Consider the following 15,223-nt stretch of genomic DNA (forward strand, 5'->3'; position numbering starts at 1 on the left):
TATGTCCGCGGCAAGCTCCTCTTTTCACCTGCTCGATGAGCGCATCCAGCGATTCATCTGGGCCGAAGGCTGGGAGTCGTTGCGCGAAGCACAGGAACAGGCCATCCCATTGCTCATCAAAGCAGACCGGGATGTCATTGTGGCCGCAGCGACGGCGGCTGGGAAAACCGAAGCTGCTTTTCTGCCCGCGCTTACGCACCTTCTGCAGCGCGAGGAACCAGGCCTCATCGTCTACATCAGCCCGTTGAAGGCCCTTATCAACGACCAGTTCGGCAGGCTGGACAGGCTCTGCGAGCAATTGGACATTCCTGTCTGGCCTTGGCACGGTGACATTGGCGCCACATCGAAGGCGAAATTCCTCAAGCAACGGCAAGGTGTCTTGCTCATCACTCCCGAATCACTGGAAGCGTTGTTATGCAATCGGGGGACGTCGATTGGGGCGGTGTTTCAAAGGGCAGCGTACTTCGTGGTGGACGAACTCCATGCCTTTATCGGTTCAGAGCGAGGAAAGCAGCTGCAGTCCCTGATGCATCGTGTCGAGGTCGTGCTGGGCCGCCAAGTACCACGCGTAGGTCTGTCTGCGACGCTGGGCGACATGAGCCTTGCAGCTGACTTCCTGCGGCCTGGACACGGTGCCGAGGTGGCTATGGTCGTGTCCGCCTCTTCAGGCAGCGAGCTCAGAATTCTGGTGAAAGGCTACGAAGAGCCCTTGGCCATTGAAAAGAACAACAAAGATGAGGATGCAGAAGCCGCGACACCGGGCCTTATCGCGGCCCACATGTTCAAGTCGCTTCGAGGCTCCAACAACCTAGTGTTCCCAAACTCCCGGCGAGAGGTTGAGCGGTACACCAACCTGCTGAACAGCCTCTGCGAGCAGCAAAAGGTCCCGCAGGAATTCTGGCCCCATCACGGGAGCCTCTCCAAAGAAATTCGGTCAGAAAGCGAGGCGGCACTCAAGCAGAAAGAAGTGCCTGCAACAGCCATATGTACGAACACATTGGAGTTAGGAATTGACATTGGAGCGGTCAAAAGAGTCGTGCAAATTGGAGCGCCTCCATCGGTTGCCAGCTTACGCCAACGGCTGGGACGCTCCGGCCGCCGCAAGGGCGAGCCAGCCATTCTGCTGGGGTACTGCATCCAAGACGCTGTCGACAGCAGGTCTGGCATTGAGACCCAATTGCGATTGGACTTAGTTCAGACCGTAGCGATGATTTTTCTATTGCTGGAAGGCTGGTTTGAACCGCCCGTCACGCAAGGAGCTCATCTGTCTACTCTCGTGCAGCAAGTGTTGTCCGCTATTGCTCAGAACGGAGGGGCTACGATTGGTCAGCTGTATGCTCTCCTGTGCGCACCCGGTACGCCCTTTGAAGGTACAACGAAAGAGGGCTTCATAGACCTGGTTCGCCATTTGGGGCAGAAGGAACTCATTGTTCAGGATTCTTCCGGCCTATTACTGCATGGACCGGTGGGTGAGAAGTTCGTGAACCACTACACCTTCTACGCCGCTTTTGCGGGCGACGATGAGTTTCGACTAGTTGCTGGAAGTCGTACGCTGGGTACGCTGCCCGTTTCTCAAATGCTCACTATTGGACAGCGCATTCTTTTTGCTGGCAAGACGTGGATAGTCGAGTCGGTTGATGAACAGCAGAAAGTCATCTTTGTGAGGCATGCACGTGGTGGCGCCCCACCATTGTTCTCAGGGGGCGTAGGACGCGTCCACACGAAGGTTAGGCAGCGGATGCGGCAACTGCTGGAGTCGACCGAAAAAGTGGTATTCATCGATGAAGTGGCACAACGGTTTCTGGAGGAAGCACGTGCAAACTTCCACTTGATGAATTTGCACACAGAGCACCTTGTAGACCAGGGGCGGGAACTTTTGGTTTTGACATGGCTTGGCGACTCTGCCAACGAGGCGCTCGCATGCTTCATGAGGTTGAGGGGTTTCACAGCAGCACCTGCAGGTCCAGGTATCGAAGTGATGAAGGGCGAAAAGACGGTCGACAACATCTTAGATGCACTATTGGACGCAGCTTTGGCTGTGCCGCCGACGTTGGCTGAACTTCTCGAGGGTGCCAGGAATCTCGAACGTGAGAAGTGGGATTGGGCACTTCCCCCTGAATTGCTGAAAAAAGCATATGCGAGCCTAAATCTCAATATCGACGAGGCTCAGCAATGGGTAGTCACGCACCATGCGCAAGTGGCTGGGGACACTGGCAATTAGCCTTGGCCTGACTTTTACGAGGTGAACGCGTGCCACACCGTTAGGCTAATCCAGTTCGTCATGCGGTAATTTGGGCAGCGACCGCTTCGATAGCGGGAGCAGTCGTTAAAGAATACACACCGATTGGCAGCAATCGCTGCAATGCAGTCATCTGCTTGCCCTATTCATGGTACATGCGTGTGTCGATGCAAAAACAAAAGGCCGCAAACCTAAGTTTGCAGCCTTTGTTCTTTGTGGTACTTTAAGTGGTACAAAACTCAAATTCTTTTGCAAGCCTTTGAATTTTAAGCCATCTTGGCGGAAACGGAGGGATTCGAACCCTCGATGAGGCTCTACACCCCATACTCCCTTAGCAGGGGAGCACCTTCGGCCACTCGGTCACGTTTCCAATACAGCTATTCTAACCTGAAAAATCAGGCCGATTTGGAAACTTCTGCAGAATCCAGACCAAAAGCGGTGTGCAGGGCACGAACAGCCAGTTCCAGGTACTTCTCATCGATCACGACCGAGGTCTTGATTTCGGAGGTGGAGATCATCTGGATGTTGATGCCCTCTTCGGCCAGCGCGCGGAACATGGTCGATGCGACGCCCACATGGCTGCGCATGCCGATACCGACAATGCTCACCTTGCAGATGTTGGGGTTGCCGATGACTTCGTCAGCGCCGAGCTTGGGCACGACTTCTTCGCGCAGCAACTCGACCGTGCGGTTGAAGTCACCTTGGTTGACGGTGAAGCTGAAGTCGGTCTTGCCGTCCTTGCCGATGTTTTGCAGGATCACGTCCACATCGATGTTGGCGTCGGCCACCGGGCCCAGGATCTGGTAGGCGATGCCGGGGGTGTCAGGCACGCCACGGACAGAGATTTTGGCTTCGCTGCGGTTGAAAGCGATGCCCGATACGAGGGCCTTTTCCATCTTTTCGTCTTCCTCAAATGTGATCAGAGTGCCCGATTTGGCCTCTTCATCCAATGCAATATCCCAGGGCGTGAAGCTCGACAGCACACGCATTGGCACTTTGTACTTGCCGGCAAATTCCACCGAACGGATCTGCAGCACCTTGGAGCCCAGGCTCGCCATCTCCAGCATTTCCTCAAAGCTCACGGTCTTGAGGCGCTGTGCGGCCGAGACCACGCGCGGGTCGGTGGTGTAGACACCATCGACGTCGGTATAGATCAGGCACTCAGCGGCCTTCATGGCGGCTGCCACGGCGACGGCCGAGGTGTCCGAGCCGCCACGGCCCAGGGTCGTGATGTTGCCGTTCGGGTCAATGCCCTGGAAACCGGTAACGATGACCACGCGGCCGGCGTCCAGATCGGCACGCACGCGCTGGTCGTCGATCGATTCAATGCGCGCCTTGGTGTAGCTGTCATCGGTGCGCACCGGCACTTGCCAGCCGGTGTAGCTCACCGAGGGTACGCCTTCTGCCTGCAGCGCAATGGCCAGCAGGGCCGACGAGGCCTGCTCGCCGGTGGCGGCCAGCATGTCCAGCTCACGGTAATAGGACTTGTCTGCGCGGCTGGGTGCCAGCTCACTGGCGAGGCCCAACAGACGGTTGGTTTCGCCACTCATGGCGCTGGGCACCACCACCATCTGGTGGCCAGCCCTTGCCCACTTGGCGACGCGTTTGGCGACATTGCGGATGCGCTCGGAAGAGCCCATCGACGTGCCGCCGTACTTATGAACGATCAGTGCCATTGAATATCACGATGACGAAACACGAAGCTCGGCGTTGATGCAAAGTGTTTTGGCACGCCGTCGGAATCGTACATTAGTCAGACCAAAACTGGCGGATTGTACCAATCGATGACATCTCTGTGGCGCTGTATATACCCACGGCCCACTTTTATATGGATTTGGTGGCCCCGCGTGGTGCAGCGCTGCAGCTGCAGCAGCAGTTGCGCCAGCTGCGCGGCGCTCGGCGTCTGGCCATGGGCCGTGCGCAGCCAGTAGCGCAGCACATTGGCCATGCGCGCCGCGCTCAGCGCCTGCAGCGCGCGGATGCGCGGCGGCGCCCCGGTGGCCTGCAGGTCGATCTGCGCCAGCTCATCGAGCAGCTCGGCCGCCTGCGCCGCGTTGGCACTGCTGCGCGCCACCGTCTGCGCGATCTGCGGAAAGGCCTGCACCAGGCCGGGCATCACCTGCTGGCGGATGCGGTTGCGTGTGTAGCGGGTGTCGGTGTTGCTCGGGTCTTCCACCCAGGCGATGCCCAGCGCAGCCAGGTCAGCACGGATCTGCGCACTGCCCAGCCCCAGATAGGGCCGCGCCCACTGCAGGCCCGCGCGCTGCCACTGCGCGCGCATGCCCGCCAGGCCGGCCACCCCGGCGCCGCGCGACAGCGCCAGCACCACGGTTTCGACCTGGTCATCGGCATGCTGGGCCAGCGCCATGGTCTGGATACGGCCCTTCGCTGCCTCGTCAGCAGCCAGCACGGCCTGGGTCAGCGCTTGGTAACGCGCAATGCGTGCGGCATCCTCCGGGCTTTGGCCGGGCAGCGCATGGGCATTCACCGCCACCACCATCAGCGGCACGCCCCAGGCCGCGCACTGGGCGCGGCAATGCGCTTCAAACACCGCGGCTGCGGCCTGCAGCCCGTGGTTGATGTGGATGGCATGCACCTGGCCTGGAAAGCGCTGCAGGCAGGCCCAGAGCAAGGCGGTGGAATCGGCCCCACCGCTGTAGGCCACAGCCAGCGGCAGTGCGGGCTGCCAGCCGTTCAGCGCGGTAACAATGGCGGGCTCAGCCATGGCGCGCGCCCCACAGCAAAAAGCCTCCGCAAAGGGAGGCTTGGCAGCAGCGGCGCAGCATCAGCGGCGGCCAGCAGCGCGTATCAATGCTCAGCCTTGGTGTCCGAGAAACGGCCATAGCTTTGCAGGCGCTCGTAGCGGCGGTCCAGCAGCTCGGCGGGCTTCAGATCGGCCAGCTGGCGGAAGGCATCGCTCAGGCCGCGCTTGAGCAGCGCCGCCATTTGCTTGTGGTCGCGGTGGGCGCCACCGACGGGCTCGTGGATGATCTTGTCGATCAGGCCCAGGGCCTTGAGGCGGTGGGCGGTAATGCCCATGGCATCGGCCGCTTCCTGGGCCTTGTCGCTGGTCTTCCACAGGATGGAGGCGCAGCCTTCGGGGCTGATGGTCGAGTACACAGAGTACTGCAGCATCAGCACCTGGTCGGCCACCGAGATACCGAGCGCGCCGCCCGAGCCACCTTCACCGATGATGGTGGAGATGATCGGCACTTCCAGCTGCGCCATTTCATAGATGTTGCGGCCAATGGCTTCGGACTGGCCGCGCTCTTCGGCATCAATGCCGGGGTAGGCGCCGGGCGTGTCGACAAAGGTGAACACCGGCAGCTTGAACTTCTCGGCGGTCTTCATCAGGCGCAGCGCCTTGCGGTAGCCCTCGGGCTTGCTCATGCCAAAGTTGCGCAGGGTGCGCTCCTTGGTGTCGCGGCCCTTTTGGTGGCCCACCACCATGCAGGGGTTGCCATTGAAGCGTGCCAGGCCGCCCACGATGGACAGGTCATCGGCAAAGTGGCGGTCGCCATGCATTTCGACGAAATCGGTGAAGATCTCGTTCACATAGTCCAGGGTGTAGGGACGCTCGGGGTGGCGTGCGATCTTGGTGATCTGCCAGGGGGAAAGCTCGCTGTAGATATCCTTGGTCAGCTGCTGGCTTTTCTTGCTGAGCTGATCAATCTCTTCAGAGATATCGACTGCGCTTTCGCTTTGCACATAGCGCAGTTCATCAATTTTGGTTTCCAGCTCCGCAATCGGTTGCTCGAAATCCAGGAATGTTCTTTTCGCCAAAATGATTCTCCTCGAGAAAAGCCGCAGGCAGCCTTCTCATAACGACCGACAGTGTAACCGCATGCGGCCAAACCAGATCAATCTGCATCCTGCCCCAGTGGCATGGCATTCTGGGAGCGCCAGATCAGCCAGGCCGCCACGCTGGCCCAGGGTTGCCAGGCCTGGGCCACCTCGCGCGCATCGCTGCGGCTGACGGCCTCACCCGAAAAATAATGGTCGCTGATGCCCTGCAGCAGCGCCGCATCGTCAATGGCCAGCACATTGGGCCGCCCCAGATGGAACAGCAAAAACATCTCCGCGCCCCAGCGCGCCAGGCCGCGTTGCGCCATCAGCTGCTCGATGACCGCGTCGTCATCGACATGCACCCAGGACAGCGCATCCTTGGGCTCTTGCACAAACCATGCAGCCAGATCACGCAGATAGCCCAGCTTGCGCTGCGGCAGGCGGATGGCCTTGGCCGCCTCGTCCGTCAGGGCCAGCATGGCCTTGGGGCTAGCCGACCCGAGCGCTGCCACCAGCCGCTTCCACAGCTGGCGCGCCGAGTTGTCGGACAGCTGCTGCCAGACCACCGAGCGCATCAGCAGCGCAAAGCCGTCGGCCTCGCGGCGCAGCATCTCGCCGGCATACAGCGGCGCGAGCCGGCGCATCACCCGGTCCTTGCGGGCCAGATGTTTGCAGGCGACGGCCCAGTCTTCCGCAGACAGCGGTTTGTTGCTGATACCAGGCATAGGGCTAGACAGACCGCGTCAACGCCAGGGACAGATGCAGTCCACCGACAGCGCGCATCAGGCCCCTGCCTGCACTACCGTCCAGGTCGTGCCTTGGGCGGAATCCTTGAGCTCCACCCCTTGGGCTAGCAGCTCGGCGCGGATGCGGTCCGATTCCGCATAGTTCTTGGCCGCCTTGGCAGCCGCGCGCAGCGCAATCTGCGCCTCCACATAAGCGGCATCCACGGTGGCGCCCGCTTGCAGGTAGGCGGCAGGGTCGGCCTGCAGCAGGCCCAAGGTGGCCGCCAGCGCCTTGAGCAGGCCAGCCACCGCTGGCGATTTGCTGCGATTGACCTCGGCCGCCAGCTCAAACAGCACGGCCACGGCTTCGGGCGTGCCAAAGTCCTCGTCCATCGCCGCCTTGAAGCGCGCTGCGCTCGGGTGGCTCCAGTCGATGGTCACCGGCTCGGCGGCGACTAGGCTCAGCGCCGTATAGAGGCGCTTCAGGGCATTGCGGGCGTCGTCCAGGTGCACATCGCTGTAGTTGAGCGGGCTGCGGTAGTGGGTGCGCACCACAAAGAAGCGGATGGTTTCTGCGTCGTAGCGCTTGAGCACATCGCGGATCGTGAAGAAATTGCCCAGGGACTTGGACATCTTCTCGTTGTCGACGTTGATGAAGCCGTTGTGCATCCACATCTTGGCCAGCGGCTGGCCGTGTGCGCCTTCGCTCTGGGCAATCTCGTTTTCGTGGTGGGGAAACTGCAGGTCAGCGCCGCCGCCATGGATGTCGAAGGTCTCGCCCAGCAGCGCGCAGCTCATCGCCGAGCACTCGATGTGCCAGCCCGGCCGGCCCGTGCCATAGCTGCTTTGCCACTTGGCCTCGTCGGGCTCGGTGGGCTTGGCGCTCTTCCACAGCACAAAATCCAGCGGGTCGTCCTTGCCGTCCTGCACGGCAACACGTTCGCCGGCATTGAGCTCGTCGAGCGACTTGCCCGAAAGCTTGCCGTAACCGGGGAACTTGCGCACGGCATAGTTCACATCGCCGCCTTCGGTGCGGTAGGCCAGGCCTTTTTCTTCCAGCTGCGAGATGATGGACAGCATCTGCGGCACGTATTCGGTGGCACGGGGCTCATGCGTGGGCCGCTCGATGCCCAGCGCATCGGCATCCTGGTGCAGGGCCTCGATCATGCGGTCGGTCAGGCTGCGGATGGTCTCGCCGTTTTCCACGGCGCGGCGGATGATCTTGTCCTCAATGTCGGTGACATTGCGCACATAGGTCACCTTCAGGCCGCTGACGCGCAACCAGCGCTGCACCACATCAAACGCCAGCATCGAGCGCGCATGTCCCAGGTGACAGAGGTCATAGACCGTCATGCCGCATACATACATGCGGACATGGCCCTGCTCAATCGGAACAAATGACTCCAGCGCACGCGAAAGCGTGTTGTAGATGCGCAAACTCATGAAAAATTAGCGTGGTTGTGGTTGAGAGAGGGAAAGACGCCTGGCGCCCTGCCCCGTTCCGCGTCCATCCTCTTGACAGAGGCTGGGGCACGGGTTTGGCAGCGCCTGCCCGGGCACCGCCGCCCGGCAGGAACCGCCGAACCGTGTATGGTAGCTGATGCCCGAGACCATGCCCTGCAAACCATGGCCGCCCGTCGTTCCGGGGCGCCAGCCCCCTCAGCTACAATGCGCTGCAGTATAAGCCTGCAGGCCACTTGCACGCGCCCAGCGCGCCCGAACCCTATGAAGTTAGTCAGTTGCCTTTTCTCCCCCCTGATGCCCCGTGCCGCCTTGCTGGCGCTTGCGCTGAGCTGCGGCGCCGCCTATGCGGACGAATACACGGCTGTGGAAAAGCTGATCCAGTCTGGCCAGACTGCCTTGGCCCTGGAGCAGCTGGAGCCCAAGATCCAGCAAGCCCCGCGTGACCCGCAATGGCGTTTTTTGCAGGGTGTGGCCCAGATGAACGCCGGCCAGCGCGACGAGGCCACGGCGACATTCGAGAAACTGGTGCAGGAATACCCCGAACTGCCCGAGCCCTACAACAACCTGGCCGTGCTCTACGCCCAGAACAACCAGCTGGAAAAAGCCAGCCGCGCGCTGCAAGACGCCGTGCGGGCCAACCCCGGCTATGCCACCGCCTATGAAAACCTGGGCGATATCTATATCCGCCTGGCCGAGCAATCACTGAGCAAGGCCAGCACGCTGGCGCCGGCCCAGCAAGCGCGGCTGCAGCCCAAGATCAGCAGCCTGCGCCTCTTGGTGACCCGGGCCCAGCCTGCCGCTGCTGCAGCACCCGCTGCCGCAGCGCCGGCTGCCCCGGCAGCGGCGCCCGACGCAAAAAAGTAAGGGCCTTGCCTTGAATCTTGCACCGTTGGCCCTCAACTCGGTGCAACGCATAGGGTGCAAACGCACACCGTGCAAACGCAGACGCTGCAACGCCCATGATTTGCGCGCAGCGCAGGATGCCTTGCGGACCCCGCAGCGCCCTGCGCTGGCCATCTACCGTATTCAACGACAGAGGAAACCGATGCCTTCCAAACGACACACTCTTTCCATTCTGGGCGGCCTGGCACTGGCCGGCGGCATGTTGCTGACGAGCGCCGCGCAAGCAGCGGACCAGCCCCGCGTGAAACTGGCGACCTCGATGGGCGACATCGTGGTCGAGCTCAATCCAGAAAAGGCGCCCAAGACGGTGGCCAACTTTCTGCAGTATGTGAACGACAAGTTCTATGACGGCACGATCTTCCACCGCGTGATCGGCAACTTCATGATCCAGGGCGGTGGCTTCACCCCCGATATGCAGCAAAAGCCTGCGCGCTCGCCGATCCCACTGGAGGCCAACAACGGCCTCAAGAACAACACCTACACCATTGCAATGGCCCGCACGGCAGTGCCCGACTCGGCCACCGCGCAGTTCTTCATCAATGTGCAGAACAATGATTCGCTGAACGCCCCCAACCCCGATGGCCATGGCTATGCGGTGTTTGGCAAGGTCGTCAGCGGCAATGACGTGGTCGACAAGATCAAGGCCGTGCAAACCGGCAATGCCGGCCCGCACCAGAACGTGCCCAAGACCCCGGTCATCATCAAGTCGGCCACCGTCGTCAAGTAAATGGCCCTGCCGCTGGCCCCCAACCGGGCTGCGGCGCCCTTCCCACCTTTCTCAACAGGAAACACACCATGAGCAATCCACAAGTTGAACTGCATATCAAAGACTACGGCGTCATCACGCTGGAACTCGACGCAGACAAAGCCCCCAAGTCCACCGAGAACTTCCTGAGCTACGTCAAGAGCGGCCACTATGACGGCACGATCTTCCACCGTGTGATCAACAGCTTCATGATCCAGGGCGGCGGCTTTGCATCGGGCATGGACCAGAAGTCCACCCAGGCGCCGATCCAGAACGAAGCGCAAAACGGTCTGAAGAACGACCAGTACACCGTGGCCATGGCCCGCACCAGCGATCCCCACTCGGCAACCGCCCAGTTCTTCATCAACGTCGCCAAGAACGACTTCCTGAACCACACCTCGCCCACGCCTAGCGGCTGGGGCTATGCCGTGTTCGGCAAGGTGGTCCAGGGCAACGACGTGATCGACAAGATCAAGGCCGTCAAGACCGGCTCCAAGGGCATGCACCAAGACGTGCCCAAGGAAGAAGTGCTGATCGAAAAGGCGGTGGCCCTGTAATAGGCGCCACCATTTGCATGGACAGCCCAACCGACACCCGCGCCGCAGACCCCCATGAGGCGCTGCGCGCCCAGTTGGCCACCACGGCAGTCCATGCCTTCGCTGCGCCCCCCGCCTGGCGCAGCATCGAATTCATCTCCGATCTGCATCTGCAACCCCAGCTGCCACTGACCTGGCACAGCTGGCAGCGGTACCTGCAAGCCAGCACGGCAGATGCGATCTTCATGCTGGGCGATTTGTTTGAAGCCTGGGTCGGCGACGATGCGCTGGACGAGACCGGCAGCTTTGAAGCGGCCTGCGCCCAGAGCTTGCGCGAGGCCAGTGGCCAGCGCGCCCTGTTCTTCATGCACGGCAACCGCGACTTTCTCATCGGCGCGCAGTTTGCCGAGCGCAGCGGCATGCAATTGCTGCCCGATCCCAGCTGCCTCACTTTTCTCGGCCAGCGCTGGCTGCTCAGCCATGGCGATGCGCTGTGCGTGGAAGATACCGAATACCAACGCTTTCGTGCGGTGGCACGCAGCCCCGCCTGGCAGCAGCAAATTCTGGCCCAACCGCTGGCCCAGCGCCGCCAACTGGCAGGCGCCATGCGCAGCCAAAGTGAAGCGCGCCGCATGCGCGAAGTGATCACCGCCGATGTGGATACCCAGGCTGCTCTCGCCTGGTTGCAGCAGGCCCAGGCGCCCACGCTGATCCACGGCCACACCCACCGCCCTGCCCGCCACGCGCTGGATGCGGGCCACGAGCGCCTGGTGCTGAGCGACTGGGACACCGACCTGGAACCCGCCCGCGCCGAAGTGCTGCGCATCGATGCCGCCGGCCTGCAGCGTATCGCGCTGGCCGATTACCTGGCCCGGCCGCCACAGCAAGGACGCTGAGATGGCCTGGCTGCAGCGCACCTGGTCACGTCTGCGCGCGCTGGCGCGCCCCGTGCCCGAAATCCCCGCCGCCCTGTGGTTGCAGGTGCTGCAAAAATACCCGTTCCTGCAAGCGCTGTCGCTCGAAGAAAAAGCCAAGCTGCGCGCCTTGAGCGCGCTGTTTCTGCGCCAAAAACAGTTCTCGGGCGCGCATGGCCTGGTGGTGAGCGATGTGATGGCGCTGACCATTGCCGCGCAGGCCTGCGTGCCGCTGCTGCACCGGGGTGAGGCGCAGCAGGCGATTGCGCTCTACGATGATTTTGTGGGCATCGTCGTGCACCCCGGCACCATGGTCGCTGCGCGCGACATGCATGACGAGGCAGGCCTGGTCTCACACCGGCGCATGATGCTTGAAGGCGAAGCCATGCAGCATGGCCCTGTCACCTTGAGCTGGGCGGCCATTGCGCAAGACCCGCTGCAGCAAAACGAGCGCGGCACCAGCGTCGTCATCCACGAGTTCTGCCACAAGATCGATATGCGCAATGGCGGTGCCGATGGCTACCCCTCGCTGCCCGGCCATTTTCTGGGCCTGACCAGCGCCGCCGAAGCACGTCAGACCTGGGAGCGCACCTGGGCATCGGCCTTTGATGCCTTTCGCCATGCGATCGCCAAAGCCCAGCGCTTTGGCGAGCCCGCGCCCTGGCTGGACAGCTATGGCGCCACTGCACCGGCCGAGTTCTTTGCAGTGGCCTGCGAGGCCTTCTTTGTCAACCGCAGCCACTTCGCGCAGGAATGGCCACAGCTCGACCGCATGCTGGCCGGGTTGTTCCGGCCGGGCGCCGGCTAAATACGGACCTTAGCCGCGCTGCGCCTGCGTCAGCGCCTGCAGCCAGGCCATGCTGTCTTGCAGCTCTTGCGGGTGCAGCTCATGGCGGCAGGGGTACTCGTGGTAGCGCAGCTCCAGCGGCGTGGCCTGCAGCGCTGCGCGAATCGCATGGGCCTGCGCCAGCGGAATCACATTGTCGGCCGTGCCATGGCTGATCCAGGCTTGGCGCCCAGCCAGTTGCGCCGGGGCGACCTGCTCTGCCGCAATCTCGGGCACAAGGCGGCTGTGCCACACCATGATGGCCTGCAGCAGCTGCGGCTGGGTCAGCAGCGCCGACAGCGACATGATGCCGCCCTGGCTGAAACCACCCACCACCACCCGCTGGGCCGGTATCTGCAAGGCCTGGGCTGCCTCGGCACAGGTCTGTGCGACAAGCGCGCGGCTGGCTTTTTCCTGCGCGGTGTCGATGGTGCGGCTGCCGTCGGGGTTCACGCCAAACTGGAACCAGGCATAGCTGCTGGGGCCAAGGGTGTAGGGCGCGCGCAGGCTCAGCACATGGAAAGCCGGAGGCACCATGCCCGCCAGGCCAAACAGATCCTGCTCGTTGCTGCCCACGCCATGCATCAGCACCAGCAGCCAAGGTGCTGGGGTATCCACCGCAGCGGCGCGGTACAAGTGGTGAAGGGGAAGGTTCAACATGGCAGCCCTGGTCGAAAAAAATTGGCTGCATCGTACCGCAGCCTTTGCAACCATGGTGGCAACCACAGCAAAACGCCTTGCGGTGGCTGGGGCGCCATTGCCAGCGAAGGCAGCCCCCTACCCAGCGCTGATGGCTTATTTCTTCGGGTGCAGAGCCACCCAGGCCAGAAAGCGCTCCATGTAGCTGCGCAAGAACTTTTCGCTGGCCTCGGCCACCTTGCCATCGGCGCTGACCAAGCCATCAGTCCAGCGGATAAAGCCCTCGGGTTGCGCCATTGCTGGCATGTCCAGGAACACCAGAATATTGCGCAGATGCTGCTGGGCCATCGACGTTGCCGGGCCACCCGTGGAGGTGCCGATGATGCCGGCCGGGATGCCATTCCATGCACCGCTGCCATAGGGGCGGCTGGCGCCGTCCAGCGCGTTTTTCAGGTAGGCCGGCACCGAGCGGTTGTGCTCGGGCGTCACAAACAGGATGCCGTTCTTGCTGCGCACCTTGTCTTTGAAAGCGGTAAATGCCGCCGGATAGGCGTCGGCATCGTCGTCGCGGTTGTAGAACGGCAGCGCGCTCAGATCCAGGAACTCGAAGTCCGCCTGGTCCTGCACCAGGTTCACCAGGCCATGGGCCAGTTGCTTGTTGATCGAGGTCTTGCTGTTGCTGCCAACGATCACGCCAATTTGGGGTTTTGCCACGGTCATTCTCACTTTCAGGACATGCAGAGGAGAGGAAAGCCTCTGGTTATACCCCTGCTTGGTGACGACCGATGTAGGCCAAGGCGAACAGCGCGGCCATGGCCGCGCGGTGACTCACTTCGCGATGCCACTGCCGCAGGCCTGGCCTGCCTGCAGCTGCCAGACCTGGGTGCTGCCCAGGTGCAGGGCTGGTGCAGCAGCCGCCACCACCGGCATCTGGCGCTGGGCGGCCTCGGCGCTGCCCACCACCCACAGGCGCTGCTGTGGATGCGCGCAGGCATAGGCCTGCAAGCCCTGCGCATCCAGCAAGACACGGCTGCCCAGCTGCGGCGCAAATTGCGCGGCATCGCTCAGCTCCTTTTTCCAGTTGTCGGCCTGCTGGCCTTCGGTGCGCCAGTCGTCCACCACCAGCGGATCGGCCATCGCGGGCAGGTAAAAAGGCACTTCGTAGTACAGGTGCTCCAGCATCACCAGCCGGTCGGCCGACTGCACCGGCAGGTTGCGCAGTGCGCGCCACTGGGCCTTCGCAGGCACGGCCACCGTGCCCAATACCACCGCCAGCGCCATACACAACAGCGCGGCCAGGGCCGCAGTGCGCCGGCCCCAGCGCTGCCAGCCAGCCGCTTGCACCAGACGCACCACCGCGTAGGCCAGCGGTGGCAGCGCCGGCAGCACATAGCCCACGATCTTGCTGTGGGGCACCGAGAAGAACAGCACAATGACGGCAAACCAGACCAGCATCAGCCGGTCCAGACTTTGCAACAAGGTCTGCGTTGCAGGCCGTGCTGCTGGCAGCGATACCGGTGCGGCAGTTTGTTTGCGCCTCCAGCTGCGCCAGCCAGCAGCCAGCGCCCAGCCGGTCCAGGGCAAGGCGGCCAGCGCGATCACCGCGCCATAGAACCACCAGGGCTGGGGGTTGTTGAAGCTGCTGCCGGTGTAGCGCTGAAAGTGCTGGGTGACAAAAAAGTAGTGGAAAAAACCGCTGTGGCGCTGTTGCGCCATGAACACCCAGGGGCCAGCAATCAGCAGCACCGGCAGCCATGCCGCGGCGTGCAAAGGCAGCCACCACTGGCGCCAGCGCCGGTCCCAGACCAGCCAGAGGGCCCAGACCATACCGGGCAGCACCAACGCAATCAGGCCCTTGGCCAAAAAACCCAACCCGGCCCAGGCGCCCGCCGCAGCCAGCCAGCCCATCCAGGCCATGCCCCGGATACGGCCGGTGGCCTGGCGCGCCTCCAGGGTCGCCATTGCGGCGCTGCAGATGCAGGCCGTGAGGCAGCCGGCCAACAGCATGTCCATATTGGCGTACTGCGCGGCCATATAGGTATAGGGCATGGTCACCAGCACCACGGCCGCAGCCACGGCCACCGACTGGCTGGCATAGCGCTTGAGCAGGACCAACAAGGACATGGCCGCCAGCCAGGCGCCCAAGAGCGACGGCAGGCGCGCCACCCATTCATGCACACCCGCAAGCTGGAAGCCGGTGGCCGCCAGCCAGTAGTAGAGCGGCGGCTTGTGGAAAAACGGCAGGCCGTTGAGCGCAGGCGTGACCCAGTCGCCGCTGCGCAGCATCTGCAAGGCCGCCACGGCGTACCTGCCCTCATCCGGATCGCTGAGCGGCCGCAGCCAGGCCAGCGCCAGCAGCCAAAGGGCCACCAGGACCGCCATGCGGGCCTCGATGGTCCAGGCAAAGCGGCCGGGCACGGCCCGCGCAGAAGCTAGGCTGTGCATG

General features: G+C 62.7%; 14 protein-coding genes and 1 tRNA gene. 6 read left to right on the plus strand and 9 right to left on the minus strand.

The window, feature by feature from the left end:
• Window position 1 precedes the first annotated feature (1 nt).
• The gene (locus WH265_RS23205; RefSeq protein WP_339559803.1) at window positions 2-2,221 is read left to right on the plus strand and encodes a DEAD/DEAH box helicase; all 2,220 of its coding nucleotides are present in this window, start codon (window positions 2-4) and stop codon (window positions 2,219-2,221) included.
• A gap of 295 nt (window positions 2,222-2,516) precedes the next feature.
• Here WH265_RS23205 and WH265_RS23210 read toward each other — a convergent pair.
• The 6 genes from WH265_RS23210 to cysS form a co-directional block, all read right to left on the minus strand.
• Window positions 2,517-2,609 (minus strand) — tRNA-Ser (locus WH265_RS23210).
• A 25-nt stretch (window positions 2,610-2,634) separates the two neighbouring features.
• On the minus strand, window positions 2,635-3,915 hold the full coding sequence (locus tag WH265_RS23215; RefSeq protein WP_133858990.1) for an aspartate kinase: 1,281 nt from the start codon (window positions 3,913-3,915) through the stop codon (window positions 2,635-2,637).
• Window positions 3,916-3,992: 77 nt separating this feature from the next.
• A complete protein-coding gene (tilS, locus tag WH265_RS23220; protein ID WP_339559804.1) occupies window positions 3,993-4,964 on the minus strand; it encodes a tRNA lysidine(34) synthetase TilS in 972 nt (323 codons plus the stop codon).
• An 83-nt stretch (window positions 4,965-5,047) separates the two neighbouring features.
• A complete protein-coding gene (locus tag WH265_RS23225) occupies window positions 5,048-6,022 on the minus strand; it encodes an acetyl-CoA carboxylase carboxyltransferase subunit alpha (protein WP_116925082.1) in 975 nt (324 codons plus the stop codon).
• A gap of 77 nt (window positions 6,023-6,099) precedes the next feature.
• On the minus strand, window positions 6,100-6,750 hold the full coding sequence (locus WH265_RS23230; RefSeq protein WP_339537249.1) for a DNA-3-methyladenine glycosylase family protein: 651 nt from the start codon (window positions 6,748-6,750) through the stop codon (window positions 6,100-6,102).
• 57 nt (window positions 6,751-6,807) lie between these two features.
• Window positions 6,808-8,193: a cysteine--tRNA ligase gene (gene cysS / locus WH265_RS23235; protein WP_339559805.1), complete on the minus strand. Its 1,386-nt coding sequence runs from the start codon at window positions 8,191-8,193 to the stop codon at window positions 6,808-6,810.
• 315 nt (window positions 8,194-8,508) lie between these two features.
• Here cysS and WH265_RS23240 point away from each other — a divergent pair, with 315 nt between their 5' ends.
• The 5 genes from WH265_RS23240 (at window position 8,509) to WH265_RS23260 (ending at window position 12,120) form a co-directional block, all read left to right on the plus strand.
• Window positions 8,509-9,078 carry a tetratricopeptide repeat protein gene (locus tag WH265_RS23240; protein ID WP_339559806.1) on the plus strand — a complete coding sequence of 190 codons (570 nt, stop codon included), beginning with the start codon at window positions 8,509-8,511 and terminating at the stop codon, window positions 9,076-9,078.
• A 181-nt stretch (window positions 9,079-9,259) separates the two neighbouring features.
• Complete coding sequence (locus WH265_RS23245; RefSeq protein WP_116925078.1) at window positions 9,260-9,844, plus strand: peptidylprolyl isomerase; 585 nt, start codon at window positions 9,260-9,262, stop codon at window positions 9,842-9,844.
• 68 nt (window positions 9,845-9,912) lie between these two features.
• Entirely contained in the window at window positions 9,913-10,419 is a 507-nt protein-coding gene (locus WH265_RS23250; protein ID WP_339559807.1) for a peptidylprolyl isomerase, read from the plus strand.
• A gap of 17 nt (window positions 10,420-10,436) precedes the next feature.
• Window positions 10,437-11,294 (plus strand): UDP-2,3-diacylglucosamine diphosphatase, encoded by an 858-nt coding sequence (locus WH265_RS23255; RefSeq protein WP_339537245.1) that lies wholly within the window; start codon window positions 10,437-10,439, stop codon window positions 11,292-11,294.
• Window position 11,295: 1 nt separating this feature from the next.
• Window positions 11,296-12,120, plus strand: coding sequence for a M90 family metallopeptidase (locus tag WH265_RS23260; RefSeq protein ID WP_339559808.1), 825 nt, complete (start codon window positions 11,296-11,298; stop codon window positions 12,118-12,120).
• 9 nt (window positions 12,121-12,129) lie between these two features.
• On the opposite strand, the gene WH265_RS23265 is transcribed toward WH265_RS23260, so the two are convergent.
• The 3 genes from WH265_RS23265 to WH265_RS23275 form a co-directional block, all read right to left on the minus strand.
• On the minus strand, window positions 12,130-12,798 hold the full coding sequence (locus WH265_RS23265) for an alpha/beta hydrolase (protein ID WP_339537243.1): 669 nt from the start codon (window positions 12,796-12,798) through the stop codon (window positions 12,130-12,132).
• A 135-nt stretch (window positions 12,799-12,933) separates the two neighbouring features.
• Window positions 12,934-13,491, minus strand: a complete 558-nt coding sequence (locus tag WH265_RS23270; RefSeq protein ID WP_339559809.1) for an NADPH-dependent FMN reductase — start codon at window positions 13,489-13,491, stop codon at window positions 12,934-12,936.
• Between the two features lie 114 nt (window positions 13,492-13,605).
• Window positions 13,606-15,222 carry an ArnT family glycosyltransferase gene (locus WH265_RS23275; RefSeq protein ID WP_339559810.1) on the minus strand — a complete coding sequence of 539 codons (1,617 nt, stop codon included), beginning with the start codon at window positions 15,220-15,222 and terminating at the stop codon, window positions 13,606-13,608.
• Between the last annotated feature and the right edge of the window lies 1 nt (window position 15,223).

The sequence above is a fragment of the Comamonas sp. MYb396 genome (assembly GCF_037479555.1).
Classification (GTDB): domain Bacteria; phylum Pseudomonadota; class Gammaproteobacteria; order Burkholderiales; family Burkholderiaceae_C; genus Comamonas.

Bases quoted from the DNA above. Each gene is read 5' to 3' on its own strand.
- WH265_RS23205 (WP_339559803.1), top strand. From the start codon at position 2: ATGTCCGCGGCAAGCTCCTCTTTTCACCTGCTCGATGAGCGCATCCAG.
- WH265_RS23215 (WP_133858990.1), bottom strand. From the start codon at position 3,915: ATGGCACTGATCGTTCATAAGTACGGCGGCACGTCGATGGGCTCTTCC.
- tilS (WP_339559804.1), bottom strand. From the start codon at position 4,964: ATGGCTGAGCCCGCCATTGTTACCGCGCTGAACGGCTGGCAGCCCGCA.
- WH265_RS23230 (WP_339537249.1), bottom strand. From the start codon at position 6,750: ATGCCTGGTATCAGCAACAAACCGCTGTCTGCGGAAGACTGGGCCGTC.
- cysS (WP_339559805.1), bottom strand. From the start codon at position 8,193: ATGAGTTTGCGCATCTACAACACGCTTTCGCGTGCGCTGGAGTCATTT.
- WH265_RS23240 (WP_339559806.1), top strand. From the start codon at position 8,509: ATGCCCCGTGCCGCCTTGCTGGCGCTTGCGCTGAGCTGCGGCGCCGCC.
- WH265_RS23245 (WP_116925078.1), top strand. From the start codon at position 9,260: ATGCCTTCCAAACGACACACTCTTTCCATTCTGGGCGGCCTGGCACTG.
- WH265_RS23250 (WP_339559807.1), top strand. From the start codon at position 9,913: ATGAGCAATCCACAAGTTGAACTGCATATCAAAGACTACGGCGTCATC.
- WH265_RS23255 (WP_339537245.1), top strand. From the start codon at position 10,437: ATGGACAGCCCAACCGACACCCGCGCCGCAGACCCCCATGAGGCGCTG.
- WH265_RS23260 (WP_339559808.1), top strand. From the start codon at position 11,296: ATGGCCTGGCTGCAGCGCACCTGGTCACGTCTGCGCGCGCTGGCGCGC.
- WH265_RS23265 (WP_339537243.1), bottom strand. From the start codon at position 12,798: ATGTTGAACCTTCCCCTTCACCACTTGTACCGCGCCGCTGCGGTGGAT.
- WH265_RS23275 (WP_339559810.1), bottom strand. From the start codon at position 15,222: ATGCACAGCCTAGCTTCTGCGCGGGCCGTGCCCGGCCGCTTTGCCTGG.